Genomic DNA, 26,078 nt, shown 5'->3' with positions numbered 1-26,078 from the left:
ACCACCCGCGAGCCAGTACCATCAAGCCAGCAGTTTACGTTCGTCTTTACCGTATTTGAGCGACTTTTCGTCCGGAATCATCAGGCCCGTGTGCTCATCGCGCCCCTGCAGGATAAAACGGGCGTCCGGCTTGCCCAACTGGGCGGCAGCCTGCTGGCTGTCAGCACCGATCTCGCCCTTCTTCATGCGGTTGACGATCACGCCCACCGCCGTGTCTTTGAAGTCACGCAGCATCCAGGCATCGCCGTCGCTGTCGCCAGCCACCAACACCGGGCCATAGCCCTTCTGTTTCACCAGTACGTTGTTGATGCCGACGGTCTTGCCCGGCCCGTAATTGAAGTGCCAGTCCGGCTGATAGCGACTGGTGTACTTGCCGTCTTCCATCGCCAGGCGCAGGCCGATCACGTTCTCAGGCGGCACGCCGTAGCCGTAATTGGAATGGCCGGCGAACACCCGCACCACATCGTCGATCGAGGCAGTGCTGACATACACGTCAATGCCGTTGGCGCGCAGCGTGTGCATCAGGCCACGGATTTCCTCATGGATACGGATGCCATGAAAGTGCGTGTCCGCCACCACCCCTGCCTTGCCCGGCAACGTGCGTGAACTCTCATACTTGACCTTGCGCAACGCGTCGCCGATGGCGTAGTTGTTGGAGGCCTCGGCCATGGCCTGCAACTCGGCCGTGGTCATGTTTTTGTAGAAGTACAGAATCCACTTGTAACCAATCTCCACCGGGTAACTGTCGCAGATCGCGTCGTACATGAAGTAGAGCTTGGCGAGAAAGTCCTTGTACTGCTCGCTGGCCTGGATCTCTTCCAGGCTTTTGTCGCCAGCCAGTCCCTTGTAATTGGCGTGCAACCAGCGGTAGTCAGCTTCCACGTCGCTGGCGATGTCTTCCATGTTGACCGGCTTGCCGTCCACCGTGGTGTAGTCCTTCATGAACGCGCCGTTCGGCACATCTTGGCGCAGCACGGCGGCGAACTCATCGGGCGTCAGCTTGTACTGCAGATGATTGATCTGGTAGACCAGCAGCGCTTCTTCACAGTCGTTCATGATGCAGGTGTTGTCCCAGTCGAACACCGCGTACGGGCGTTGCTCTGGACGGTAGGACGCGCTTTTGACGCCGTGCTGGTCGATCACCGCCTGCAGGCGCTGGGTGTTCAGCGGCGACCAGCGCGCCGGATCCAGCGCGCTCGGTGTGGCCGGGGGCGTGGCGGCTTGCGTTATACGGGAGGACAACAACAGCGGGGTTACGACGGAAACGGTAGCGAGGGTGTTCAGAAACTGGCGACGCTGCATGGTATAGCTCCTACTTCTAGACGATAGGTTACAACCGAGGCGATGGCGAAAGCGTGTTTCGAAATAAGGACGAGGGGGAAAAACCGTCCCGCGACGAGGCTATCTTCAAACACACAAAAATACAATATTGCCACAATATTACATTTTGATGATTCGCAGGCTGCGCCTGAACAATGCTGATGGGGGCCGGGTCGAACTTGACAGTGACCGACGCCCCTCCACAATGCGTGTTCGGACAGCGACTCAAACAGCAGGGACACCCGGCATGTGGCAAGAAGAGCGTTACCAGCGAATTCGCGCACTGCTATCGACCTTGCAGCGCGTCACCACCGACCGCATCGTCACGGAGCTGAATGTTTCACGCGAGACCGTGCGGCGTGATCTGGTCGCTCTGGAAGACCTCGGGGAGTTGAAGCGGATACACGGCGGTGCCATTCGCGTCGAAGACGAAGCCCCCATCGCCGAGCGGGCGCACAGCAACGTCAAATTCAAGCGTGACCTCGCGCGTGCAGCGGTGGGCCTGCTGTCGCACGGACAGACCGTGTTTATCGACGCGGGCACCACCACCGTCATCCTCGCCGAAGAGCTGGCCAAGCTGGGCGGGCTGACCGTGATCACCAACTCGTTCAACGTGGCGCTGCATTTGCGTAATCCCGCCGCGCCGGGCGGCCAGCACAACGAGGTGATTGTACTGGGTGGTTCGCTCGACGACCGTGCTCCCGCTACGGTCGGCGGCATCACAGTGGCGGAAATTGGCCGCTATCGGGCCGACCTCGCGCTGTTGTCGCCCGTCGGCATCGACGCCCAGCGCGGTGCCAGCAACTACGACCACCGTGAAGCCGAAGTGGCCCGCGCCATGGCCGAGCATGCCGAGCGCGTGGTTATCCTCGCCGACTACAGCAAGATCGGCGTGGAGAGCCGTGTAGCCTTCTGCCCGCCAGAACGCATCGACGTGCTCATCACCAACCACAAGGCCAACACCGAAGCGGCGTTTGCTGCACTGAACGCCAAGCTGAAACACATTGTCCTGGCGTAGCTCAAATCGGTGCTGATTCTCTACTGAAAGAGAGATTACGGACTTGGCCCGGTGTCCCGCAAGCCGGCTGCAGAAAGCCGAGTAAGGCCTGCTGTGTGTCATGCCAGGCCGCCGGGTGTTCCATATCGAGGAAATGCCCGGCGTTCTTGATCGTATGGAACCGGGACTGACGGGCATGAGCTGCAAAAAGCCGGGCGTCTTCCACCGAGGTGTACTCATCCCATTCGCCGTTGACAAACAACAACGGGACTTCGATCGCATCGGCACAGGCAGCGTAGCAGTGGATGTCCTGGGTCAGGACCTCATTGACGTGGAAATGCATCTGCCTGTATTCGTGTTCGGCCAGGCTGCTGACATGGCGGTGATTAAAACGCTTGAACAACGATGGCAGGTGTTTGCCGATGGTGCTGTTGATCAAGCGCCCGACATTGAGCCGATCACAGGCCTGGAGAAAGTTCAGGCCGCTCTCCAGGTAATCGCGCATCGGGGTATTGATCCGCGCTGCAAATGAGTTGATCACCGCCTTCTCGATTCGTCGCGGCCGCTGGGCCAGCGCCAGCAAGGTAGCCGCACCGCCCCAGGAAAAGGACAGCACATGGTGCACGGAAAAGTGTTCGATCAATTCCAGCAGTATCTGCGCCTCGTCTTCCTTTCGAATCGGTCGGCCATGGAGGTTGTGTAGTCTCGATCGACCGGCGTAAGGCTGGTCGTACAGCACCACATTGAATCGCGGCTGCAGGTAACGCACCGTTTGGGCAAAGGATGCGGTAGTTGCCAGCGAGCCGTTGACCAGAATGATCGTCTTGTCAGCGGCGGCGTTGAGATAGTGCTCGGTATAAACCTTGTACTTCTTGCAAATCTCGACGATGGCAGTTTTCGGCATCATGTCATTTTCTTCCCTGAACAAATTGGACTAAGCGCACAGCATGAGCGACTGCCCAGACGGCATTCATGACTGATCAGTCACTGACTGACCAGAGGCTCAGAGTTAAGCAGGGATTTTCCCGTCTGCAAGAACGCAAACGAGTTATTTCGTCGATCCGCAAGCGATGATCCGACTCGCAATCGCGGATTCCCAAACCTGATGCAGAGGCCTCGCCCGGAGTCGCTGCCATCGCATAACCCCTGCACCTATGGGAAGATGTTTACCGCCTTGAGTCGGCGATGAGTTGAGTCAACCCTCTACTTCCAATGTGGCGCTTTTCTGGTTGACTTCGGCGCGATACTGGCATGATCCATTCATTTGTTGAGCGACTACGGATCGAAGGGCCAAGATAAGGACCGAGGTCGGTATGGTCCCGATGGTAGAAAAAATAGCGACCTGAGTTGTTTGCGCCGACTGGAATTTTATCGTTTGAGTTAAGTAGTCGGCGCCCTTGTTCATCATACATAGAAAGCCCTGTATTTGAGGCAGGCGCTTTTGTTGGGCTCTAAGTAATCCATCTAGTCTTTTTAAGACTTTCGCGCCATTACCTTCAGACTCCAGGCGTTCTTTCACGCCTTACAGCACCGTATCCGCCGGGATGATAGTGGCCTCGATATTAGACGACAAGGTCTTGGAGAGAGTTGACGTCTCGGTTTCTTTGTCGCGCAGATGGTATTCCAGGGAGTTGAAGCCCCCCCGATGCTTATCGCGATGAGTGAGAAGCACACTACTGCAACGAAGAGGACTACATGACCGACCTTGAGTTTGGTATCGGCCCACCCGGTGGCAAAAAATGAGGCTTTTTTTGTCAGCATTGAGTCTCACCCCTAAGACAGAGGATCGAGACAAGCGTAGCTCATATTTCGCCGGGGTAGAATTTTTTTTCAACTAATACGGATGGACATACAGGGTCAGCTGTGCGGTCTCGAAAAACGGGGGCTTGTTCATTGGCCTCCGCCCTGGCGTGCCGCTCTCGAAATAATCGATACGGAAATTCAAGACAACTATCAATTCATTAACGGTAGACTTTAATTTAGTTTCCGCCATTACGACCCACCCGAGCACCTCACCTTTTACCAGCTAACGCCCTGTTTTCTGGAAGGAACGGGAGAACAATGGAACAAAAAACCACACTTAAGCAATTTTGTCTGTGCCGACTACACTCACACGCTTCCGGGTTATTGCAGTCAGCCGAGGCAGGTTAAAAAATCAATACTGAACGACATCCACCTCATGACCAAATCGATTGAATTGCAAGAGCATTTATGGAGAAATATTGCACATTGCGACAGACCGACTACCTTGAGAGAAAAGACTGCCACATCGCTGTAAACGGCAGACAAGAAATTGACCCGTGATTACCGCTCATGCTCTACGCTATACCCACACTGTGTTTTTATGATGATCTTAATGTTCGTGCACCACCGTTATAACGACGCGCAGAAGCCTACCCATTAGATTATAAAAAGGAGACACCGTGATAAACCATAAAGAGAAATTACGGGTGTCGTCCCTTCCTTTCTGGGTACTCTCTGCAAGGCAGCTCTGCGATCTGGAGTTGATCCTTAACGGTGCCTTCTCCCCGTTGGCAGGCTTTTTGGGCGAAGACGACTATGTCTGCGTTGTTCGCCATATGAGATTAACTTCTGGCGCCCTTTGGCCAATTCCCATCACATTGGATATTCCGCAAGCACTGGCCCACGAGCTGACGCTGGGCGGGGAGCTGGCTCTGCGTGACCCGGAAGGGGTTACGCTTGCCGTACTGACCGTTGATTCAATCTACCAACCAGACCATGACATCGAAGCGCTAGAGGTACTGGGCACCCTCGACAGAGACCACCCGGGCGTAGCGGCGTTGTATCGCCAGCATCGTTTCAATGTCGGCGGCCCCCTTAAAAAAGTTGAACCCATTACACACTATGATTTTACTGACTTGCGTTTGTCGCCCATTCAAGTCAGGGACGAAATAGCACGTCGCGGCTGGGGGGCAGTCGTCGCCTTTCAGACACGTAATCCAATGCACCGTGCCCATGTGGAGTTAACGCAGCGAGCCATGAAACAGGCCAATGCTGCCTTGTTGCTACAGCCAGTAGTGGGACTGACCAAGCCTGGCGACATTGATTATTACACCCGTGTCAGGTGTTACAAGCATGCACTCAAGTCTTACGCCCCTGACGTTGTTTTGCTGTCATTGCTGCCGCTGGCCATGCGCATGGGCGGCCCCCGCGAAGCCATTTGGCATGCCCTGATTCGCAAGAATTTTGGGGCGACGCACTTTATCGTGGGCCGTGATCACGCCGGACCTGGCAATGATAAGCACGGCAAGGCGTTTTACGCCCCCTATGCCGCCCAAGAGATGGCACTGGAGTATGCGCAAGAAATCGGCCTGCATATTCTTGCCTTCGAGGAAATGTTGTATCTCGCACAAGAGCAGCGTTATGTCCCTGCCTCGCAGGTGCCGCCTGGCGCAGACGTGCTGAGCTTGTCGGGAACTGCCTTCAGGGAAAAACTGGCCAGCGGCGCCGAGATTCCAAATTGGTTCAGTGCACCCGATATCGTGGCGGAATTACGTCAGTCTTATCGTCCGAAACAACAGCAAGGATTTGTCCTCTTCTTTACAGGGCTGTCTGGCGCTGGCAAATCGACGGTCGCCAATGGCGTTGCCGTGCGACTGCGGGAGGGAGGAGGACGGGTCGTCAGCTTGCTGGATGGCGATGTTCTCAGACAAAAACTCTCCAAGGGCCTGGGCTTTTCAAAAGCAGACCGTGAGACCAATGTCGAACGTATTGGCTTCGTGGCGGTAGAGATCGCTCGGGCCGGTGGTGTCGCGCTGTGTGCGTGCATTTCACCCTATGCAAGCACACGCCAGGCATGCCGAGAGTTGGCCATAGATCATAAGACGGCCTTTTTTGAGATCTACCTGGCTACGGATTTGGAGGTCTGCGAGCAGCGTGACCGCAAGGGTTTGTATGCCAAAGCGCGGGCCGGGGAATTAAAGGGAATGACCGGTATTGATGCTCCCTATGAACCGCCTCTTTGCCCCGACTTGCAGATTGATACCGCATGTTTAAGTGTGAGCCAGGCGGTGGAGTTGATTTTTTCCACCCTGATCAAGCTGGGGTATCTCCCCCCACCACTCATGAACCCTGAGGAGAAAGTCGACTTCCAATGATCCCGTATGCCAAGGCACGGAAGCCAAATTTCTTTGATTAGTGTTAAACAAGGAGCGGAAATGGCATCCACCCTCCAATTCATCATGTCGGGTTTAGTGGTCGGCTTTTTCGTTGGTTTAACGGGGGTCGGTGGTGGTTCATTGAGGGCGCCGTTACGGGTTCTTCTTTTCGGATACGCGCCGGGAGGCGCAGTCGGGACAGATCTATTTTTTGCATCGGGTACAAAGGTGGCTGGCACGCTCGTCCATCGACAACATTATTCAGTGAATTGGAAGGTGGTTAAACTGCTGGTATTGGAGAGCTTTCCGACTTCTGCGCTGCCCCCTCTTTATTGCTGGATAACACACTCAAAGGAGAGTGAGTATAGCAGGATCATGGTCCTGCCATGGATCGCTACTTGCGCCCGACTCATTCCCGCTTGCCACAAGAGTGCTGTTTAAATTCAATCGCTTCGAAGCATGTTGAACCCGTTGCACTTCAAAGGAGAAGGATATGAAGATCGTTAATAAACATGTGTCCGACGGCAACGCACGTCCAAGGCCCATATTGATGATTCCATTGCGTCGGTGCGGTAGTCACGCGTTGCGGCTACGCCTCAATCTTAATCCACAGTTCCATTCACCTTATCCAGTGCACATCGCTGATTTCATGCCGGTTGTTCCCCTGTACGGTGATCTCGCAGATGACAATGCTTACTTTCGCATGGTGGTCGATGTAGTCGGTCTGCAGGCAGCAAGTATCGTCAAATGGCCAGGCGCTTCCTTCGACCCGATCGATATCTTCGAGAGGGTCCGCTACGAGGAGCCACGAAGTGTGCATCGAATTGTTTGGGAGCTGCTGCTACGTTCTGCTGAACAGCATCAAGCGCACGTGGTAATGGACAAGTCTCTCGACAATGTGCACTACGCTCATGAACTGATGCAGATGCTTCCACACATGCTACTTCTGAATGTCGTGCGAGATCCACGCGCTCAAGTTGCATCGATGAACCGCGCAATCATTCATGACTTCGACACGTTGATTAACACGCAGACATGGGTTGCTGCGCATCATGCAGCCCAGTCCTTAATCGAGCGATACCCGGAGCGCGTGCTGACAATACGTTATGAGGACTTTCTGCTTGATCAAGAGACTACGCTTAAACGGATATGCAATTTCTTCGGCATTCAATTTTTGGACAACATGCTGGAAATTTCCGAATCGCAGGAGGCAAGACAGCTCTCACAGATATCAGCGCTTTGGTCATCAAACTGCTTTCCACCTATTGCTGCGAACATCGACAAATTTAAAGTGCAACTGAACATTCATGAAATCGAAATTATCGAGACCTTGGCAAAGGAGTTCATGTTGCGATATGGATATGAGCTGATGACGAATGCTAATTTCGCATTTGATACTCACACGCTGGTGACCGCCACTGAACGCTCAAATGATGCCAAGGGACTTGCGTGGCGAGAGTTAGAGCAGAGGAATTTCCAAGACTACATTTTGCGCCAGTACCGTGCAGACTACCTGGCGTCCGTGCGCGGCCGGCTCGAACGAAGGATAATCGCATCCGCTCCATCCCTGCAGTAGCGGTCATAAGGGTTCTGTCATCACCTGGCTGGCATCTCTATTTTAGCTTTCGAGACACCTCTGGCTTACGTTGCGGCAGCGAATGCGTGCTTCAAATCCTCTATCAACGCCTCGACATCCTCAAGCCCGATGTGCAATCGCAGCACCGGATTCCATGGGCGATCCGCAGCGCTGATGCGCGCCTTGATGTCGGCGACGGTGATCAGGCTTTCGTAGCCGCCCCAGGAGGCGCCGAGACCAAACAACCTGAAGGATTGGATAGTTGGGCAAAGCTGATGGGGCGGATTCTAAGGAATGGGCCAGGCGAGACAAGATGACGATCAAACAGCCGGAGTTGATGTTGGGGCAGCGGCAGTGCGGTGGACAAAACATACATTTCTGCTGCAACGAATATTCGGTTTTTATCGCAGACACTATAAAAACCACAACGTGGTTTTTTCGGTTATTGATATGCAACTGCAGTCTATTTAAATAACCGAAAGAAATAATCGGTCTAAATAACGCCGTGTTTTTTTGAAAAAAGGCTCTGACTCAGGTGTTACGGCTAATGCATCGTGCTCTAGCCGTTATCGCCAGGCTGGTCAGGGAGCGCACCAACCGGTCACCGAGGCTCTGTACACCCTGGACCAGGATCACCAGCACCACCACGGTGGCGACCATCACCTGGTTGTTGAAACGCTGGTAGCCGTAGCGGATCGCCAGATCACCTAGCCCACCACCACCAATGACACCGGCCATTGAAGAAAATCCGATCAGCATTACCAAGGTTAAGGTAATGCCCGCCAGCAACGCGGGCAGCGCTTCAGGCAGCAGCACCTTGAAGATCACATGGCGAACATCACCGCCCATGGCGAGGATGGCTTCGATCCGACCCTTGTCGACTTCGTCCAGGGCGTTCTCGACGATACGGGCAAAGAACGGAAATCAGCGAAAAAGTTGTAGACCCAATCTTCCTCTCGCGTTCTGTTGAAGCTAAACGATCTTAAAAACCGGCAATAAATATCTTATTTGCATTAGCTTAGGTTCGGTTCTTGACAGAACGTTGAGCACTCGAGGTCACCCACTCGATATAGCCCGATACACGCCTGTTATTCCATTAAAGAAGTACACATAGATTTTATAGTGCGTTTCAATCTATGAGTTCTTTTTAAATAACCGCCTGAGTACTCGCCTTTGAAAACAACTGCCCTTCTTCCGCTTGGTCTCGCTCTGCTTGCTACCTGCTCCGTAGCACTCGCCGGTTCCACTCTTGATCGAGTGACAAAAAAAGGTGAGTTGACCGGCGTCTTGATGGAAAACTATCCGCCGTTCTCCTTCCTTAACGAGCAAAACCAACTGGACGGTTTTGACGTCGATGTTGCCAAAGCCGTGGCACAGCGCCTTGGGGTCAAGCTGCATCTGGAAACACCGTCGTGGGATGTCATCGCTGCAGGCCGTTGGAGCGGACGTTATGACATCTGTGTCTGCTCGATGACCCCAAGCAAAGCGCGCGCCGAAGTGTTTGACTTCCCGGTGGAGTATTACCAGTCGCCGGCAGTCATCGTGGTGAACGCCGAGGATAATGACATCGTCTCGGGCAAGGATCTGTCGGGCAAGAAAGTCGGCGTGATCAGCGCCTCCACCTACGAAGCTTATTTGAACAAGGATCTGGTGATCGAGGGGGCCGAGGACAAGCCTTTGAACTACCCGTTCGATCAGGTTCAGGTGGCGCCCTACGACAATGAAACCGTGGCCTTCCAGGACCTCGCCCTGGGTACTGGCGTGCGCCTTGATGCCATGGTCACCAACCTCATCACCGCCCGCGAACGTATTGTCCAGGACCCTCGTTTCAAAATCGCCGGCGACACTCTTTATGCGGAACCCAACGTAGTGGCCATCGAAAAAGGCGATGCCGAATGGAATGCCAAAGTCACTCAGGTTGTTACCCAGCTTAAGGCCGACGGTACGCTCAGCAAGATTTCGCAGAAGTGGATCGGTGCCGATATCAGCCAATGACCGCCTTTGAGCCAAACCCGATACGCGCGACGTCAGCACCCGACATCAAGCCACGTCGCTGGCGCCATCTATTCAGCTTTCGGACCCGACTTTATCTGACCTGGGCGATCATGCTTGGACTGTGCATGATGTTTTTCATGAGCTTCGATCTGAAGTTCTCGATCATTCTGGACAAGTGGCCGAACCTTGTCGGCCTGCATCTGGGACCGAACGGCTTTCTGCAGGGCGCCGCACTCACGCTGTTTTTGTGCTTTTGTTCGATCTGGCTATCGCTGCTTCTTGGCTTCGTGACGGCGCTGGCGCGCCTGTCATCCAGCGCAGTGGCTTTCGGCGTTGCCAGTTTCTACGCCTCGTTTTTTCGCGGTACACCGCTGCTGATCCAGATACTGCTGATCTATCTGGGGCTGCCGCAACTGGGTGTGGTCCCCGGAGCGATCAGCGCAGGCATCATTGCGCTCTCGCTGAACTATGGGGCCTACCTCAGCGAGATCTTTCGCGCGGGCATCATGGCCGTAGCACCCGGCCAGCGCGAAGCGGCGGCGGCCCTGGGCCTCAGACCCACAGCGACGTTTCTCTACGTCGTCCTACCGCAAGCCATGCGCACGATCATTCCACCGACAACCAGTCAGTTCATTTCAATGCTCAAGGACTCGTCACTGATTTCGGTCATGGGCGTCTGGGAGGTGATGTTCCTGGCGCAGTCGTATGGCCGGTCTTCTTATCGCTATATCGAAATGCTCACCACCGCGGCCGTCATCTATTGGCTGCTCTCCATCGGCCTGGAGTTGATACAGGTGCGCCTTGAGCGACATTTCGGCAAAGGGTTCAAGAACCAGCGGTGAGTCCGTCCCTTCAACTACCTTTTTTGGGAGCTACGATGTCCGATCCAAAACCTCTGTTGTTTGCACTCTACGAACAAGCCAGTGTGGGCTGCGGCGGTGCGCCGAGCCTCTGGACGCACCCGGCTGACGAGCGTCTGGCAATCAACTCCCTGGGCTACTGGTCGAACCTGGCGCGCATTGCTGACCAGGCTAACCTCGACATGCTGTTCTTCGGCGACGTGCTGGGTTTCTATGACGTCTTTGGCGGCAATGCCGATGCCGCGATGAAATGGGCCGTGGAAGCTCCAGCCAACGATCCGCTGATGATCATTCCCGCCCTGGCCGCGGTAACGGACAACCTCGCGTTCGGCGTCACGGTCACCACCAGCTATGAACACCCCTTCACCCATGCCCGGCGTTTCAGCACCCTGGATCACCTGACCAATGGCCGGGTGGGCTGGAACATCGTGACCTCTTATCTGTCCAGCGCCGCGCGTAATTTTGGCCTTGAACAGATGATCAAACACGATGACCGCTATGAACGCGCCGAAGAGTTTCTCGATGTGGTGTACAAACTCTGGGAAGGCAGTTGGGCCAACGACGCCGTGGTCGCTGACAAGGCTCGTCAATTGTATGCCCGAGGTGATCGGGTACGGCCGATCAATCACGCTGGCGAGCACTATCGGGTGGCTGGACCGCACCTGACCTCACCGTCGCCGCAGCGCACACCGCTGCTGATCCAGGCCGGCTGGTCGGGTCGAGGTCGCGAGTTCGCCGCGAAGCACGCCGAGCTGATTTTCATCGCCAAATCCAACCCTCTGGAAATCCGCCAGGGCCTGGAGGACATCTGGACCAAGGCCCAGGCACGAGGCCGCCAGCGTGAGGATGTGAAGTCCCTGACCGTGCTGCGGATTGTCACTGCCAAAACCGAGATTGAAGCTCAGCGCAAATATGACGTGTTGCAAAGCAACTACCATCTTCAGGCGCAACTGGTCAGTTATGCGGGCGACACCGGTATCGACATCAGCCGCTACGCCGACAGCGATGCACTGTCGACCCATACCGAAGGGCTGACGTCTTATGTCATGCACCCCGATGGCAGTGGCAAACCGTTGACCGCCGGGGATGTGAAGCAACGTTTTGCCAAGGTCACCCGCGGCAGCGACCTGATCCTGGTGGGCACCCCGCAACAGGTAGCCGACCGTATCGAAGAGCACGCGCGTATTTCCGGCACCAGCGGTTACATGATCAATCCATTGATCAGTCCCGGCACACTTGAAGATTTCGTGGAGTTGATCATTCCCGAATTACAGAAGCGCGGCCTCTACAGAACCGAACCGCAAAGTGGAACCTTCAGATCCAGACTAAGGGAAGATGGCAGCAGTCATTTACCCGATTCGGCTTACGGAGCCTCATTCCGTTTCGGCAACAACCTATAGCCCGAAGGCGACTGCTTATGAGTTATCAAGCAGTCGCCGAGGTCCAGACTCTGGACTGATCCTGCTGACGGGCGCAAATGAACACCGGCACATCTTAGACCCGGATTTCGATGTACATTTTGAGGTACAAAAAAAGTGTGGCAGGAGGTGATTTTCGGTAGAAATAGCCAGAAGAAAAAAGAGGCCAAAGCCTCTTTTTCAATGCTGACAACAAAATGACGCGCAAAAAAAACGCCACTCATTGAGTGGCGTTTTTCTGTATTTGGAGCGGGAAACGAGACTCGAACTCGCGACCCCGACCTTGGCAAGGTCGTGCTCTACCAACTGAGCTATTCCCGCGTCTTGGTGTGGCGCATTTTATAGAATTTGGAAGTCTCGTCAACCCCTTGATTCAAAAAAGTTTTATTTTTTTTCTACATCGGTTTTCAGATGCGGCCAGGCAGCACACAGATACTGCACCATGGACCACAACGTCAGGCCTGCGGAGACCATCAGCAAGGTGTAACCCACCAGGACCCAAAAGCTGAAGTCCGACGGATTGGCCAGCAGGATCACCAGCGCCAGCATCTGCGCAGCGGTTTTCCATTTGCCCAGGTTTGAGACGGCAACATGCGCACGCGCGCCCAGTTCGGCCATCCACTCCCTGAGAGCAGAAACGACGATTTCACGACCGATGATGACCGCTGCCGGTAATGTCAGCCACACGTTACCGTGCTCTTGCACCAGCAGCACCAGCGCCACCGCGACCATCAGTTTGTCGGCTACCGGATCGAGAAACGCCCCGAACGGTGTGCTTTGTTCCAGGCGACGGGCCAAATAGCCATCCAGCCAGTCCGTCGCCGCAGCGAATGCGAAGACCGAGGCGGACGCCAGGTAGCTCCATTGGTACGGCAGGTAAAACAGCAAAATGAAGATCGGGATAAGCAGAACGCGTAGAACGGTGATCAGATTAGGGATATTCATCGGCACAACTGGCTACGAGGTGAGTTGGGCATTCTACTCGCTGTGCAGGTTTGCATAAATCAACTCAGCGAGCTTTTTACTGATCCCCGGTGCTTTGGCGATCTCTTCGATGCTTGCACGAGACAGCTCCTGCAATCCACCAAAATGTTTCAACAGATCACGCCGCCGTGTCGGCCCTACCCCGGCAACGCCTTCAAGCGTTGAAGTGCGGCGAGTTTTGCCACGTCGCGCGCGGTGACCGGTAATTGCAAAACGGTGGGCTTCATCGCGGATCTGCTGGATCAAGTGCAGCGCCGGAGAATCCCCGCGCAAGGTGAACTCATGGGCGGCGTCATTGAGATAAAGCGTTTCAAACCCGGCCTTGCGCGTCGCACCTTTGGCCACGCCCAGAAGAATCAGGTCAGGCACGGCCAACTCGTTGAGCACATCACGCGCCATGGACAACTGCCCCTTGCCACCGTCCACCAGCAAGATGTCCGGCAACTTGCCCTCGCCGTCCTTCAGCTTGCTGAAGCGTCGAGTCAGCGCCTGATGCATCGCTGCGTAGTCATCGCCTGGCGTGACGCCTTCGATGTTGTAGCGGCGGTAGTCGGACTTCAGCGGCCCTTCCGGGCCAAACACCACGCAAGACGCCACTGTCGCTTCGCCGCTCGAGTGACTGATGTCATAGCATTCCAACCGTTGTGGCGGCTCGTCCAGGTCAAGCACTTGGGCCAAGGCTTCAAACCGTGCGGCAACGTGCTGACGATTGGCAAGACGCGCCCCAAGCGCCTGCTCGGCATTGGTCACGGCCAGTTGCTGCCAACGTGCTCGCGTGCCGCGAACCCGATGGCTGATGGTCAACTCACGACCACGCAGCTCTTCAATGGCCGCGATCAGGGTCGGAAAGTCTTCGTGGACCACATTGACGATCAATTCGCTCGGCAAGTCGCGCTCAGGACTGCTGATGAAGTACTGGCCAAGAAACGCCGCCATAACCTCTGCAACATCCTCTTCAATACCCACCTGCGGGAAAAAGTTCTTGCTGCCCAGCACCCGTCCGCCGCGCACGCTGATCAGATGAACGCAGGCGCCGCCCGGATTGATAAATGCCGCAATGACATCGACATCCCCCGTCCCGCCTTCCATGCTCTGTTGATCCTGCACCCGGCGCAGCAGGGAAATCTGATCCCGCAGCTCGGCCGCCCGCTCAAAATCGAGGGTGCTCGCCGCCTGCTCCATACCTGCAGACAGCTCGTCTGTCAGCGCATTGCTACGACCTTCGAGGAACATCACCGAGTGACGCACATCCTCGGCGTACACCTGCGGCTCGACCAGGCCGACGCAGGGTGCCTTGCAACGCTTGATCTGGTACTGCAAGCAGGGCCGCGTGCGGTTCTTGTAGTAGCTGTCTTCGCACTGACGAACAAAAAAGGTCTTTTGCAGCAGGCTCAGGCTTTCGCGAATCGCACCGGCACTCGGGTAAGGACCAAAGTACTTGCCCTTCAGCTTTTTCGCACCGCGATGGATGCTCAGGCGTGGAAAATCACCCTCCGAAAGAAACACGTACGGATAGGACTTATCGTCTCGCAGGAGGATGTTGTAAGGCGGCCGCCATTCCTTGATCAGCGTCTGCTCAAGCAGCAGCGCTTCGGTTTCGTTGGCGGTGATGGTGGTTTCAATTTGGGCGATTCGGCCAACCAATGCAGCCGTTTTGGGGGCCAGGCCGGTCTTGCGGAAATAACTCGCCAGACGTTTCTTCAGGTTCTTGGCTTTGCCCACGTACAGCAGGCGCGCATCGCTGTCGAACATGCGATACACACCGGGGCGCCCACTACAGGTCGACAGAAAGGCGCTGGGATCAAACGGGTCGGTCATTGTCAGAGGCTGGCATCGACCATGCCGTGACGAACCGCCAACAGCGTCAACTCAACATCGCTGCTGATCGAAAGCTTCTCGAAAATGCGGTAACGGTAGGTGTTCACGGTTTTGGGTGACAGGCATAGCTTGTCGGAAATGATCTGGACCTTCTGGCAGCCGACAATCATCAGGGCGATCTGGATCTCCCGCTCTGACAGTGCGTCGAAGGGCGAATCATTGCTCGGCTGGAACGATTTGATCGCCAACTGCTGGGCAATTTGCGGGCTGATATAACGCTGCCCGGCAAATACCAGGCGAATCGCCTGCACCATTTCATTAAGCCCTGCGCCCTTGGTCAGATAGCCCGCAGCACCTGCCTGCAGCAGCCGGGTAGGAAACGGATCTTCCTCGCACACGGTCACAGCGACGACTTTGATGTCCGGGTGGCTGCGCAACAACTTGCGCGTGGCTTCAAGACCGCCGATCCCGGGCATCTTGACGTCCATCAGCACCACATCCGGTTTCAACTCACGCGCTTTAAGCAGGGATTCCTCCCCCGACTCAGCCTGGCCGACTACTTGCAGACCATCGATGTCAGCCAACATTCGTGTAATACCTGTACGAACGAGATCATGGTCATCGACTACTAGCACCCTAATCAAGCAGACACCTCGCGATAATGGTCTTATTGGTTGCCGAACACCTTAGCAAAAAGCATCCGACAGACCTAGCAGCAAGCGTTATATAAAAAGTTTCAATTCGTCTTGAATGGCTTGAGCTACACGCCTTACAGACGTTTCAGCGGGGACATTTACGCTCCATCCTCAGGAAACAGTCGTCCTGCCCGACAATCTGCAAGCCCATACGCTGATAAAGCGCTTGCGCGGGATTGTCCTTGAACACCGTCAAACGCAACGCCGGACGGCGCTCTGCACAGGCTTTCGAAAACACCTGCTCGAGGGTCCAGGTGCCAACACCCTGACCGCGAGAGGCCTCGACCACATGCAACTCGCGAATGTACAGGGCCTTCGAGTCGCGGCTCAGACTGGTAAAACCCAGCACCGATGCATGTTGGCAAATCAGCCAGTTTTCCCGACCCGCCCAGGCAACATCGAAGGCCTCGTCGATCCACGGTAGGTCATGCCGAATGTAATAGCCAAGCATGGTTTGGCACGTCAATGCTCGCGCAAACGGCAAATGTTCCGCCGAGGCCAGCCGCAGCTCAAAATCCATTTGCCCTCCTCATGTACTGACCACGGTCACGACCTCCCCGCTCCACTCGCTGGCATTTCGGCGGGCGATCACCAGTAAATCCCCGGTTCCCGGGGCCGCCGTTATCAGCGAACCGTCCGACGCCCAGATTGCGCTACGCCCTGCCGACTCCCAGCCGCCCGTCGCACCGCCATGATTGGCCATCAGCACCACCATCGAGTGCTCGCCGGCATACCCCTGCAGCAAAGCGGTGTCCGGGGCATAACCACCTTCGGTAATCAGCACTCCGGCTGCATAGAAGTTCGCGCCCTTGTCAGCGGCCGCAGCGGCATGACTGGCATGCGAAAAGTCAGCGCACACCGCCAACGCGATCGTATCGTTACCCAAGGTCAGCAAAGAGCCGCCCGAACCCGGCGCAAATGCCACCTCCTCACCTGAGTGCAGATGCTGCTTGGTATAAACTCCCAGCGAACCATCGGCAGCCAGTACCAGCGCGCCAATCAGTACCGGCGAATCGGCCGACAGACGAATCGGCATTCCGACTACGGTGGTGACACTCAACTCCCGAGCCAGATCCCGCAGTGGCTGCAAGACCGCTGCATCCGGTGCGATCGCCAATTGCGCCGCCAACCCGCGCTCGTACCCTGTGAGTGACAACTCGGGGAACACCAACAGTTGCACGCCTTGCTCAGCGGCGACCTGAATGAAGTGTTGGTGCCGAGCAATATTGGCGTGAAGGTCCCCGGCAATCGAGATCGATTGAGCGGCGGCGATGGTCAGTGTCGTCATCTGCGTTTTCCTTGATGAGTGCCCGCGAGCAATCTCGGAGTGTGTCACAAAGCTGCACTGTGCTTAACTCATAGAAGTTGGCCACCGCACCGATAGCATTTTCTGATTGAATCTGCGCACCCGCCTCTAGTAAGCTCGGTCCATTCATCGGAGACAGACCATGTTGCATAGCCCTTCACAGCCTCGTATCGCCAGCGCCCCGCGCTCGGTTGCGGCTGCACGGGTGAATGGCGTCTGCGCACCGGTAAACTTTTATTTTGGGTATTGGTTTAGCCACTGGCGCGCCTGATACCCACACGGCGCCCACTACTCAAGGGTCGCCTACCAGAGAATTCTCAACCCCCGGTCGGCCTCCCGACCGGGGGTTTTGTTTTTTCAGCCCCACACATTTTTCAGCGACATCACTGACTTCAAGGAATCACGAAATGAACTACGCCACCTACGACAGTTTTTCCGCCTGGCGATTTACCAGCCTCCGCTCGGGACAGCCTGCCGCCTCCGATCGGTCACCCACAGGTGGCATGCACACACTCGAAGCCAACCCGGCCAATTGTCGAACACCCCAGTAGGGCCGAGCGCGCGGGACTGAACCCGCCGCCAGCCCAGGAAGCCCGAATATGAACTCGTCCATCTCTGCTCTGCCGCTGTCCACCTTGAGCCCAGCCAATGAAGCGCTGACCCTGCGTCTGCCCAGCTCGTTGCAACTCAAGCAGCAATTGCCGCTCACCCATACGCTGACCCAGCAGGTCGCGGCCCACCGTGAAGCGGTCCGTGCGATTCTCAACGGTGAAGACTCCCGCCTGCTGATCGTCGTCGGCCCTTGCTCGATTCACGATCCGCAATCCGCCCTCGAATACGCTGGCAAGCTCGCCCGCCTTGCGGCCGACGTCAGCGATGAAATGCTCGTGGTGATGCGCGCCTACATCGAAAAACCTCGCACCACGGTGGGCTGGAAAGGCCTGGCCTACGACCCGCACCTGGATGGCAGCGACGACATGGTCGGTGGCTTGACCCTCTCCCGTGAATTGATGCGTGAAATGCTCCGCCTCGGCTTGCCGATCGCCACTGAACTGCTGCAACCCATGGCCGCCAGCTACTTCGATGACCTGCTGAGCTGGGTCGCGATCGGCGCGCGCACCACTGAATCACAGATTCACCGTGAAATGGCCAGCGGCCTGAGCATGCCGGTTGGCTTCAAGAACGGCACCGATGGCGGTGTCGGCGTAGCCACTGATGCCATGCGCTCGGCAGCTCATCCGCATCGGCACTTCGGTGTCGACAGCCAGGGGCACCCGGCAATCATTCAGACTCAGGGCAACCCGGATACACACCTGGTACTGCGCGGCGGCCATCGCGGGCCAAATTATGACGTCCAGAGCGTCGCTCACCTACAGAATGACCTGCAGAAACTGAAGATTGCGTCGCGGATCATGGTCGATTGCAGTCACGCCAACAGCGGCAAAGATCCGTTGCGCCAGCCAGCCGTGTTCAATGAAGTGCTTGAGCAACGCCTGAACGGCAATCGCTCACTGATCGGCATGATGCTTGAAAGCCATTTGTTTGAGGGTTGCCAACCGTTGAGCCAGTCACTTCGCTATGGGGTGTCGGTGACTGACGGCTGCCTGGGCTGGGAGGCGACCGAGCAGTTGTTGCGCAACGCCAGCCTGAAACTGCGCGTGCCTGAAGCGGGTATCTGAACAACCGGAATACACGCACTCAACGATCAATTGCCTGGCACTGCCGTTCCAGCGGCACCTCTGGAACGGCTGCACACCCAATCACGGACCAAAAGTTCTCTAAATGTTCCAAGCAATGCCTCGCCAATATCTGATCTTTCCCGCTACTTTTATTCCATTTTCAACAGTTTCTAGCGGTTTTTTCGCACACCGCTCGCCTGCCGCCCTGCATTAGAGTGAGGACCTGAACCCCACTCGAACTGACGGAATACAGGTACGCACATGCAACGGAATGCAATCACGCAACACCCTATCCTGCTGGTCCACGGCCTTTTCGGATTCGAAAGTATCGGCAAACTGGAACTCTTCCATGGCGTCAAACAGGCACTGAGGAACACTGGGGCTCAAGTATTCATACCCAACCTCTCGGCCACTCACTGCAACGAGGTCCGTGGCGAGCAACTGCTGGCGCAAATCGACCGGGTGCTGGCAGGCACCGGTGCGAGTAAAGTCAATCTGATCGGCCATAGCCAAGGTGCACTGACCGCTCGTTATGCCGCAGCGATAGCGCCCCAAAACGTCGCTTCGGTGACCTCGGTCAGCGGACCGAACCATGGCTCCGAGCTCGCCGACTGCTTGCGCAAGGCATTGACCCCTGGGCACCTGCCAGAACACGTCGCGGTGGCGGCCTCGACCCTGTTCGTCGAATTCCTGTCGTTTATCAGCGGCACTCCGAAAATCCCGCAGCATGCCATCGCTGCGCTCAACGCTTTAACGACTGAAGGCGTCGCTGCGTTCAATGCCAAATACCCTCAAGGCCTGCCGAAGACCTGGGGTGGCAACGGCGAAGCACAGGTCAACGGCGTTCGTTATTACTCCTGGAGTGGCACGTTGCAGGGCAACCCATTGGATGAAGGGCTGCATGCGCTCGATCCACTGCACGCGTTTTGTCGCGGGTTTTCCAGATTCTTCACTAAAGAGACTGAGCACAACGACGGGATGGTCGGCCGCTTCAGCTCGCACCTGGGCACGGTCCTGCGCTCTGACTACCCGATGGACCACCTGGACGCGATCAATCAAACGGCAGGCCTGGTACGCAAAGACATCGACCCCGTCGAGTTGTATCTGCTGCATGCCGAACGCTTGAAAGGCATCGGTCTCTAAGGGCTGTTGATGTTGGGTGACGACCGCGACGGCAAGACGCTGCGAAAGCAGACAATGGATTCACGGAACTTTGACGAGAAATAGACTACTGAATCCGGTAGGCTCAGCACTTTATTGAACGTAGAACGGAGTATTTTCTCATGGCCAAAGCCACTGCCCGCCACATCCTGGTTGCCACCGAAGCCAAGTGCAACGAACTGAAAGCCCAAATCGAAGGTGGCGCTGATTTCGCTGAAATCGCCAAAGCCAACTCCACTTGCCCGTCGAGCCGTGACGGCGGCAACCTCGGTTCGTTCGGTCCAGGCCAGATGGTCAAGGAATTCGACACCGTGGTATTCAGCGCCCCGATCAACGTGGTGCAAGGTCCGGTCAAGACCCAGTTCGGTTACCACCTGCTGGAAGTGACCAGCCGCCAGGACTGATCAATCCGCGATTTGCTCAAACAACGGCCCGCCTTCTGGTGGGCCGTTGCGTTTGTATCGAATGATTATGGCTGGCGAGTCACGCGCCGCTAGCGTACAAATTGTGCTTATCGATCACCCGGCTCTTAAGGCTGACAATGCGACTGGCTTTCCCCCCATTGATCATCACGGCCCTGACCTTGCTGCTGAGCACCACAGGCGTTAACGCTGCTCCACAACACGCCTTGACCGTGTATGGCGAACCGGCCAAATACCCTGCCGGCTTCAGTCACTTTGCCTACACCAACCTGCAAGCCCCCAAGGGCGGCAGCATGCGCCGCTCGGCGATTGAAATCGGCCGCTTCGACCACGTGTTGCCGTACATCGACAAAGGCATTGGCGTAACTCAGCTCGACGGGATGATTTACTCGCCGCTGGCCCAGCGTTCGCTGGATGAGCCTTACACCGTATACGGATTGGTGGCAGAGAAAATGGAGCGCGCCGACGATGGTTTGTCGCTGCGTTTCTACCTGAATCCCAAGGCTATCTTCGCCGATGGCACGCCCATCACCGCCGAAGACGTGCGCTACACCTTCGACCTGCTGATGACCCAGGGCAGCCTGCGCTATCGCACCCAATTCGCCGACATCAAAGGCGTCGAAGTCGAGTCGCCGCGCACCATCCGCTTCGACTTCAAGAACAACGAAAACCGCACCCTGGCACTGGACATCGCGACCTTGCCGGTGTTTCCCGAGCACTGGTGGAAAACCCGCGACTTCGCCAATGGCGGCGGTTACGAAGCACCGCTGGGCAGCGGCCCGTACCGCGTCGGCAAAATTGATTCGGGACGCAGCATTACCTTCGAACGCAATGCCGACTGGTGGGGCAAGGACCTGCCCGTTAGCCGCGGCCTGTACAATTTCGACCATTTCAGTATTGAGTACTTTGGCGACACCGATGTCGCTCGCCAGGTACTGCGCGGCGGCGCCTATGACTACAACCGTGAGTTCTCGGCCACCGCTTATTCCATCGGTTACGACGGTCCGGCGCTGAACGACGGCCGCTTGCAAAAGGCCCATTTGGCCAAAGAGGCACCGCAGCCGGCCCAGGGCTTTGTGTTCAATCTGCAGAAGCCAATGTTCCAGGACCGCCGCGTACGCCAGGCCCTGGTAATGCTCTGGGATTTCGAGTGGAGTAACCGGCAGATGATGCGCAACCTGTACATCCGCCAGCAGAGCTTCTTTTCCAACACCACGCTGGCGGCCAGGCAATTGCCCGATGCCGGCGAACGGGCGATTCTCGAACCCTTGCGCGGGCAGATTCCGGACGAGGTGTTTACCCAGGTATTCGAAGCACCGAAGACCGACGGCAGCGGCCTGATCCGCGACAAACAATTGCAGGCACTGGCGCTGCTCGAGCAAGCCGGCTGGAAACCTGATGGCGACCGACTGGTCAACGCCGAGGGCGAGCCGCTGGCGTTTACCTTCCTGATCAGCCAGAACGGCATGGACCGTCTGCTACTGCCGTACAAGCGCACGCTGGCGCAGATCGGCATCAACCTGGACATCCGCCGGATCGATTCGTCGCAGTATGTAAACCGCTTGATGAGCCGTGACTACGACATGATCGTCACCGGCTACCCGGTGACCACCTCGCCGGGGACCGAACTGTACAACTACTTCGGCTCGGCCGCCGCCACCGACCCCGGCGCCAATAACTACATGGCGCTTAAAAACCCGGCCGTCGACACGCTGATTACCGGTCTGGTCAAAGCCACCACCCAGGCCGACATGCTACGTTACGCCCACGCACTGGACCGGGTGCTGCAATGGAACTACTACTGGATTCCCAACTACTACCCGCCAGGCTCCTCGACCGTGTGGTGGAACCGCTTCGGCATTCCGACGGTACAAGCAAGCAATGACGAAGCCATCGAAAGCTGGTGGGAAATGAGCACCACTCCGCTGACCAACGAACAGATGGCCGCCGAACGCATCAGCCGTGGCAGACCCGGAGGGCCTCATTGATGCTGGCTTATATCTTTCGACGTTTGCTGCTGATCATTCCGACGCTGGTGATCATTCTGCTGGTCAACTTCGTGATCGTGCAGGCCGCCCCGGGCGGCCCGGTCGAGCAGGCCATCGCGCACCTGCAAGGCATCGGCAGCTCAAGCATCGGGGCTTCCGGTGACGCCCTCAGTCACGGCTCGCGGGCCAGTCGCGGTCTTGATCCACAACTGATCAAGGACATCGAAAAACAGTACGGCTTCGACAAGCCGGCACCGGAACGCCTGTGGCTGATGATCACCAGCTATGCCCGGCTGGACTTCGGCAAGAGCTTCTTTCGCGGTGCCACGGTCACCGACCTGATCCTTGAAAAGATGCCGGTGACCATCTCCCTCGGGCTTTGGGCGACATTGATCACTTACCTGGTATCGATCCCGCTGGGCATTCGCAAAGCCGTGCACCACGGTAGCCATTTCGATATCTGGAGCAGCACCGCAATCGTCATCGGGTACGCGATGCCGGCGTTCCTGTTTGCGATGTTTCTGATTGTGGTGTTTGCCGGCGGTACGTCGTTGAACTGGTTTCCGGTTCGTGGCCTGGTCTCGGAGAATTTCGAGCAGCTATCGACGCTGGGGAAAATCACCGATTATTTCTGGCACCTGGTCCTGCCGGTCACCGCGCTGGTGGTCGGAGGTTTCGCCACCTTGACCATTCTGACCAAGAACTCCTTCCTCAACGAAATCACCCGCCAATACGTGGTCACCGCCCGCGCCAAAGGCCTGAGCGAGCGCCGGGTGCTGTACGGCCACGTGTTTCGCAATGCGATGCTGCTGGTGGTTTCGGGCATTCCTCAGGCGTTCATCAGCGTGTTTTTCGCTGGTTCCCTGTTGATCGAGGTGATCTTTTCCCTCGATGGACTGGGGCGGATGAGTTACGAAGCGGCGGTGTCCCGGGACTACCCGGTGGTGTTCGGTTCGTTGTTCATCTTCACCTTGTTCGGCCTGCTGATAAAACTCATCGGTGACCTTTGCTACACCCTGGTCGACCCGCGCATCGACTTCGCCGCGAGGAACGCCTGATGTTCAATCTCTCGCCCCTGGCGCGCCGACGCTTCGAACGGTTCAAGAAAAACCGTCGCGGCTGGTGGTCGCTGTGGTTGTTCATCGGCCTGTTCGTCCTGACCCTCGGCGGCGAGTTGATCGCCAACGACAAGCCGCTGGTACTCAGCTATCAGGGCTCGCTGTACTTCCCGGCGTTCAAGCGCTACACCGAGATAGAGTTCGGCGGTCACCTGCCGTTCCAAGCCGATTACCGCAGTGATTACGTGCAGAAACTGATCCATAAGGATGGCGGCTGGATGTTGTTCCCGCCGATCCCGTTCAGCGACGACACGCCGAACTACGACCTCAACCAGCCCGCGCCGAGCCCACCCTCAAAGGTCAACTGGCTGGGCACCGATGATCAGGCGCGCGATGTGTTGGCGCGGGTGATCTTCGGCGCCCGTGTATCGATTTTGTTTGCGCTGGCGCTGACTTTCATCAGCACACTGATCGGCATCGCCGCCGGCGCCTTGCAGGGTTATTACGGTGGCTGGGTCGACTTGCTGGGTCAGCGCTTGCTGGAGGTCTGGTCGGGGCTGCCAGTGCTTTACCTGCTCATTATCCTTTCAGGTTTCGTCGAGCCGAACTTCTGGTGGCTGTTGGGGATCATGGCGCTGTTTTCCTGGCTGGCACTGGTGGACGTGGTGCGCGCCGAGTTCCTGCGCGGGCGCAATCTGGAGTACGTCAAAGCAGCACGTGCGTTGGGCCTGACCGACCGTAAAGTGATCGTGCGGCACATTCTGCCAAACGCGATGAACGCGACCTTGAGTTACCTGCCGTTCATTCTCACCGGGGCGATCTCGACCCTCACCGCCCTCGACTTCCTTGGCTTCGGCATGCCCGCCGGCAGCGCCTCGCTGGGCGAGTTGATCGGTCAGGGCAAACAGAATCTGCAAGCACCGTGGCTTGGACTGACGGCGTTTTTCACCCTGGCGCTGATTCTTTCTTTACTGGTGTTTATCGGTGAAGCATTGCGTGATGCATTTGATCCGCGCTCTTGAGCCGCGGTCTTGACCCTCGATCTTGAAGCGGACTATTGATATGAGCGACAACCTGATCGAAATCCGTGACCTCAACGTGACCTTCAGTGGCCAGGCCGCAGTGCGCAACCTGTGCCTGGACATCCGCCCCGGCGAATGCCTGGCGCTGGTCGGCGAATCCGGCTCGGGCAAATCGGTGACCGCACATTCGATCCTGCAACTGTTACCCGATGGCGGCACGGAAACCTGGGGCAGCATTCGCTACCGAGGCCAAGAACTGATTGGCGCGGATATCGGGGCTCTGCGAACACTGCGCGGTAATCGCATCGCGATGATTTTCCAGGAGCCGATGACCTCCCTCAATCCGTTGCACAGCGTCGAAAAACAGATTGGCGAGACCCTGCTGGTGCACAAGGGGCTGGGTGGCAAGGCGGCGCAAAAACGCACCCTTGAGCTGCTCGAACTGGTGGGCATCCAGAAGCCTGAAGAGCGCCTGAAAGCCTATCCGCACCAGCTCTCCGGTGGCCAGCGACAACGGGTAATGATCGCCATGGCATTGGCCTGCGAACCTGAATTGCTGATCGCTGACGAGCCGACCACCGCACTGGACGTGACGGTGCAGCGCAAAATCCTGCTGCTGCTCAAATCACTGCAACAACGCCTGGGCATGTCGCTGCTGCTGATCAGCCACGACCTCAATCTGGTGCGCAGCATCGCCCAGCGTGTCTGCGTCATGCGCGGCGGCGAAATCGTCGAGCAAGCCGACTGCGAGCGTCTCTTCAACCAGCCGCAACATCCCTACAGTCGCCTGCTGTTGAACGCCGAGCCGGAAGGTGAAGCCCTGCCTCGTGACGAGCGCGAAGCCGTGCTGGAGGTCAATGACCTCAGCGTGCGTTTTCCGTTGGGTGGCGGGTTGTTCCAGCGTAAAACCTGGTTGCGTGCGGTCGACGGTATCAGCCTCAGCATTCAACGCGGCAAGACGCTCGGCATCGTCGGCGAGTCCGGTTCCGGCAAGTCCACCCTTGGCCAGGCGATCCTGCGCCTGCTCGACTCCGACGGCAGCATCCGCTTTCAGGGCGAGGCGCTCGACAGCCTGAACCAGAAGCAGCTGCGGCCATGGCGCAAGCAGATGCAGGTGGTGTTCCAGGACCCGTTTGGCAGCCTCAGCCCGCGGATGTCGGTGGCACAGATCATCAGCGAAGGGTTGGAAGTCCACAGCCAGTCGAGTGCAGCCGAGTGCGAAGCCCAGGTCATCCAGGTACTGAAAGAAGTCGGCCTCGACCCGCAAAGCCGTCACCGCTACCCGCACGAGTTCTCCGGAGGCCAGCGCCAACGGATTGCCATCGCCCGCGCCCTGGTGCTCAAACCGGCACTGATCCTGCTCGACGAACCGACCTCGGCGCTTGATCGCACAGTGCAAAAACAGGTGGTTGCCCTGCTCCGCCAGCTTCAGGAAAAACACGGCCTGACCTACCTGTTCATCAGCCATGACCTGGCCGTGGTTCGCGCCCTGGCCCATGACATGATCGTGATCAAGGACGGCAAAGTCGTGGAACGCGGCGCCAGCCATGAAGTGTTCGCCGCGCCGCAGCACCCCTATACCAAAGAGCTGTTGGCGGCAGCGCATCCGGGCTGGGCATAATGCCCCGGAAAAGATCGTCCGAACGCGGCCCGAGCCTTCG

At 57.0% G+C, this 26,078-nt stretch carries 22 protein-coding genes, 1 tRNA gene and 2 pseudogenes; 14 read left to right on the top strand and 11 right to left on the bottom strand.

Annotated features, from left to right (window positions below):
- Positions 1–21: 21 nt before the first annotated feature.
- On the bottom strand, positions 22–1,302 hold the full coding sequence (locus tag BLL42_RS25065; RefSeq protein WP_071555156.1) for a haloacid dehalogenase-like hydrolase: 1,281 nt from the start codon (positions 1,300–1,302) through the stop codon (positions 22–24).
- A 265-nt stretch (positions 1,303–1,567) separates the two neighbouring features.
- On the opposite strand from BLL42_RS25065, the gene BLL42_RS25060 reads away from it, so the two are divergent.
- The gene (locus tag BLL42_RS25060) at positions 1,568–2,338 is read left to right on the top strand and encodes a DeoR/GlpR family DNA-binding transcription regulator (protein ID WP_071555154.1); all 771 of its coding nucleotides are present in this window, start codon (positions 1,568–1,570) and stop codon (positions 2,336–2,338) included.
- Between the two features lies 1 nt (position 2,339).
- On the opposite strand, the gene BLL42_RS25055 is transcribed toward BLL42_RS25060, so the two are convergent.
- A complete protein-coding gene (locus BLL42_RS25055) occupies positions 2,340–3,224 on the bottom strand; it encodes an alpha/beta fold hydrolase (RefSeq protein ID WP_071555153.1) in 885 nt (294 codons plus the stop codon).
- A 288-nt stretch (positions 3,225–3,512) separates the two neighbouring features.
- Complete coding sequence (locus BLL42_RS25050; RefSeq protein ID WP_129586979.1) at positions 3,513–3,836, bottom strand: hypothetical protein; 324 nt, start codon at positions 3,834–3,836, stop codon at positions 3,513–3,515.
- A 904-nt stretch (positions 3,837–4,740) separates the two neighbouring features.
- Between BLL42_RS25050 and BLL42_RS25045 the strand changes: the two genes are divergently transcribed.
- The 3 genes from BLL42_RS25045 to BLL42_RS25035 are packed head-to-tail and all read left to right on the top strand — an operon-like array spanning position 4,741 to position 8,011.
- Entirely contained in the window at positions 4,741–6,435 is a 1,695-nt protein-coding gene (locus BLL42_RS25045; RefSeq protein WP_071555149.1) for a bifunctional sulfate adenylyltransferase/adenylylsulfate kinase, read from the top strand.
- A gap of 6 nt (positions 6,436–6,441) precedes the next feature.
- A complete protein-coding gene (locus BLL42_RS31170; protein WP_408004013.1) occupies positions 6,442–6,876 on the top strand; it encodes a sulfite exporter TauE/SafE family protein in 435 nt (144 codons plus the stop codon).
- A gap of 52 nt (positions 6,877–6,928) precedes the next feature.
- The gene (locus BLL42_RS25035) at positions 6,929–8,011 is read left to right on the top strand and encodes a sulfotransferase family protein (protein ID WP_081427331.1); all 1,083 of its coding nucleotides are present in this window, start codon (positions 6,929–6,931) and stop codon (positions 8,009–8,011) included.
- 65 nt (positions 8,012–8,076) lie between these two features.
- Here BLL42_RS25035 and BLL42_RS25030 read toward each other — a convergent pair.
- Positions 8,077–8,271 (bottom strand): annotated as a pseudogene (locus BLL42_RS25030) (PLP-dependent transferase); the annotation flags it as partial.
- 271 nt (positions 8,272–8,542) lie between these two features.
- Positions 8,543–8,935, bottom strand: a pseudogene (locus BLL42_RS25020) (ABC transporter permease subunit); the annotation flags it as partial.
- A gap of 249 nt (positions 8,936–9,184) precedes the next feature.
- Here BLL42_RS25020 and BLL42_RS25015 point away from each other — a divergent pair.
- Genes BLL42_RS25015 through BLL42_RS25005 form a run of 3 tightly spaced genes read left to right on the top strand, consistent with a single transcriptional unit; the run spans position 9,185 to position 12,266 of the window.
- A complete protein-coding gene (locus tag BLL42_RS25015; protein ID WP_071555143.1) occupies positions 9,185–10,006 on the top strand; it encodes an ABC transporter substrate-binding protein in 822 nt (273 codons plus the stop codon).
- Entirely contained in the window at positions 10,003–10,848 is an 846-nt protein-coding gene (locus BLL42_RS25010) for an amino acid ABC transporter permease (protein WP_071555141.1), read from the top strand. The genes BLL42_RS25015 and BLL42_RS25010 overlap by 4 nt, the downstream gene beginning before the upstream one ends.
- Before the next feature lie 35 nt (positions 10,849–10,883).
- Complete coding sequence (locus BLL42_RS25005; RefSeq protein WP_071555140.1) at positions 10,884–12,266, top strand: LLM class flavin-dependent oxidoreductase; 1,383 nt, start codon at positions 10,884–10,886, stop codon at positions 12,264–12,266.
- A gap of 263 nt (positions 12,267–12,529) precedes the next feature.
- On the opposite strand, the gene BLL42_RS25000 is transcribed toward BLL42_RS25005, so the two are convergent.
- From BLL42_RS25000 to BLL42_RS24975, 6 genes are all read right to left on the bottom strand, one after another.
- A tRNA-Gly gene (locus BLL42_RS25000) sits at positions 12,530–12,605 on the bottom strand.
- A gap of 63 nt (positions 12,606–12,668) precedes the next feature.
- A complete protein-coding gene (pgsA, locus tag BLL42_RS24995; protein ID WP_071555138.1) occupies positions 12,669–13,229 on the bottom strand; it encodes a CDP-diacylglycerol--glycerol-3-phosphate 3-phosphatidyltransferase in 561 nt (186 codons plus the stop codon).
- Between the two features lie 33 nt (positions 13,230–13,262).
- Positions 13,263–15,086, bottom strand: coding sequence for an excinuclease ABC subunit UvrC (gene uvrC / locus BLL42_RS24990; RefSeq protein ID WP_071555136.1), 1,824 nt, complete (start codon positions 15,084–15,086; stop codon positions 13,263–13,265).
- Positions 15,087–15,088: 2 nt separating this feature from the next.
- Positions 15,089–15,730, bottom strand: a complete 642-nt coding sequence (gacA, locus tag BLL42_RS24985) for a response regulator transcription factor GacA (RefSeq protein WP_071555134.1) — start codon at positions 15,728–15,730, stop codon at positions 15,089–15,091.
- Between the two features lie 136 nt (positions 15,731–15,866).
- Positions 15,867–16,301, bottom strand: a complete 435-nt coding sequence (locus tag BLL42_RS24980; protein WP_071555132.1) for a GNAT family N-acetyltransferase — start codon at positions 16,299–16,301, stop codon at positions 15,867–15,869.
- 9 nt (positions 16,302–16,310) lie between these two features.
- On the bottom strand, positions 16,311–17,069 hold the full coding sequence (locus tag BLL42_RS24975; RefSeq protein WP_071555130.1) for a carbon-nitrogen hydrolase family protein: 759 nt from the start codon (positions 17,067–17,069) through the stop codon (positions 16,311–16,313).
- Between the two features lie 617 nt (positions 17,070–17,686).
- On the opposite strand from BLL42_RS24975, the gene BLL42_RS24970 reads away from it, so the two are divergent.
- The 7 genes from BLL42_RS24970 (at position 17,687) to BLL42_RS24940 (ending at position 26,038) form a co-directional block, all read left to right on the top strand.
- Entirely contained in the window at positions 17,687–18,766 is a 1,080-nt protein-coding gene (locus BLL42_RS24970) for a 3-deoxy-7-phosphoheptulonate synthase (protein WP_071555128.1), read from the top strand.
- Positions 18,767–19,027: 261 nt separating this feature from the next.
- Complete coding sequence (locus BLL42_RS24965) at positions 19,028–19,909, top strand: lipase family alpha/beta hydrolase (RefSeq protein ID WP_071555126.1); 882 nt, start codon at positions 19,028–19,030, stop codon at positions 19,907–19,909.
- Between the two features lie 140 nt (positions 19,910–20,049).
- On the top strand, positions 20,050–20,331 hold the full coding sequence (locus tag BLL42_RS24960; protein WP_071555124.1) for a peptidylprolyl isomerase: 282 nt from the start codon (positions 20,050–20,052) through the stop codon (positions 20,329–20,331).
- 137 nt (positions 20,332–20,468) lie between these two features.
- Complete coding sequence (locus BLL42_RS24955; protein WP_071555122.1) at positions 20,469–22,337, top strand: extracellular solute-binding protein; 1,869 nt, start codon at positions 20,469–20,471, stop codon at positions 22,335–22,337.
- Entirely contained in the window at positions 22,337–23,395 is a 1,059-nt protein-coding gene (locus BLL42_RS24950; protein ID WP_071555120.1) for a microcin C ABC transporter permease YejB, read from the top strand. Before BLL42_RS24955 ends, BLL42_RS24950 begins: the two co-directional genes overlap by 1 nt.
- Entirely contained in the window at positions 23,395–24,417 is a 1,023-nt protein-coding gene (locus BLL42_RS24945) for an ABC transporter permease (protein ID WP_071555118.1), read from the top strand. The genes BLL42_RS24950 and BLL42_RS24945 overlap by 1 nt, the downstream gene beginning before the upstream one ends.
- Before the next feature lie 40 nt (positions 24,418–24,457).
- On the top strand, positions 24,458–26,038 hold the full coding sequence (locus BLL42_RS24940; protein ID WP_071555116.1) for an ABC transporter ATP-binding protein: 1,581 nt from the start codon (positions 24,458–24,460) through the stop codon (positions 26,036–26,038).
- The last annotated feature ends 40 nt before the right edge of the window (positions 26,039–26,078 follow it).

The organism is Pseudomonas frederiksbergensis (assembly GCF_001874645.1).
GTDB classification, from domain to species: Bacteria; Pseudomonadota; Gammaproteobacteria; order Pseudomonadales; family Pseudomonadaceae; genus Aquipseudomonas; species Aquipseudomonas frederiksbergensis_B.
The sequence above is the reverse complement of the archived record's forward strand: the minus strand, read 5'-3'. Positions and strand labels throughout refer to the sequence as shown.

Coding starts and splice junctions, on each gene's coding strand:
- BLL42_RS25065 (WP_071555156.1), bottom strand. CDS start 1,302: ATGCAGCGTCGCCAGTTTCTGAACACCCTCGCTACCGTTTCCGTCGTA.
- BLL42_RS25060 (WP_071555154.1), top strand. CDS start 1,568: ATGTGGCAAGAAGAGCGTTACCAGCGAATTCGCGCACTGCTATCGACC.
- BLL42_RS25055 (WP_071555153.1), bottom strand. CDS start 3,224: ATGATGCCGAAAACTGCCATCGTCGAGATTTGCAAGAAGTACAAGGTT.
- BLL42_RS31170 (WP_408004013.1), top strand. CDS start 6,442: ATGCCAAGGCACGGAAGCCAAATTTCTTTGATTAGTGTTAAACAAGGA.
- BLL42_RS25035 (WP_081427331.1), top strand. CDS start 6,929: ATGAAGATCGTTAATAAACATGTGTCCGACGGCAACGCACGTCCAAGG.
- BLL42_RS25010 (WP_071555141.1), top strand. CDS start 10,003: ATGACCGCCTTTGAGCCAAACCCGATACGCGCGACGTCAGCACCCGAC.
- BLL42_RS25005 (WP_071555140.1), top strand. CDS start 10,884: ATGTCCGATCCAAAACCTCTGTTGTTTGCACTCTACGAACAAGCCAGT.
- pgsA (WP_071555138.1), bottom strand. CDS start 13,229: ATGAATATCCCTAATCTGATCACCGTTCTACGCGTTCTGCTTATCCCG.
- uvrC (WP_071555136.1), bottom strand. CDS start 15,086: ATGACCGACCCGTTTGATCCCAGCGCCTTTCTGTCGACCTGTAGTGGG.
- BLL42_RS24980 (WP_071555132.1), bottom strand. CDS start 16,301: ATGGATTTTGAGCTGCGGCTGGCCTCGGCGGAACATTTGCCGTTTGCG.
- BLL42_RS24975 (WP_071555130.1), bottom strand. CDS start 17,069: ATGACGACACTGACCATCGCCGCCGCTCAATCGATCTCGATTGCCGGG.
- BLL42_RS24970 (WP_071555128.1), top strand. CDS start 17,687: ATGAACTCGTCCATCTCTGCTCTGCCGCTGTCCACCTTGAGCCCAGCC.
- BLL42_RS24965 (WP_071555126.1), top strand. CDS start 19,028: ATGCAACGGAATGCAATCACGCAACACCCTATCCTGCTGGTCCACGGC.
- BLL42_RS24960 (WP_071555124.1), top strand. CDS start 20,050: ATGGCCAAAGCCACTGCCCGCCACATCCTGGTTGCCACCGAAGCCAAG.
- BLL42_RS24955 (WP_071555122.1), top strand. CDS start 20,469: ATGCGACTGGCTTTCCCCCCATTGATCATCACGGCCCTGACCTTGCTG.
- BLL42_RS24950 (WP_071555120.1), top strand. CDS start 22,337: ATGCTGGCTTATATCTTTCGACGTTTGCTGCTGATCATTCCGACGCTG.
- BLL42_RS24945 (WP_071555118.1), top strand. CDS start 23,395: ATGTTCAATCTCTCGCCCCTGGCGCGCCGACGCTTCGAACGGTTCAAG.
- BLL42_RS24940 (WP_071555116.1), top strand. CDS start 24,458: ATGAGCGACAACCTGATCGAAATCCGTGACCTCAACGTGACCTTCAGT.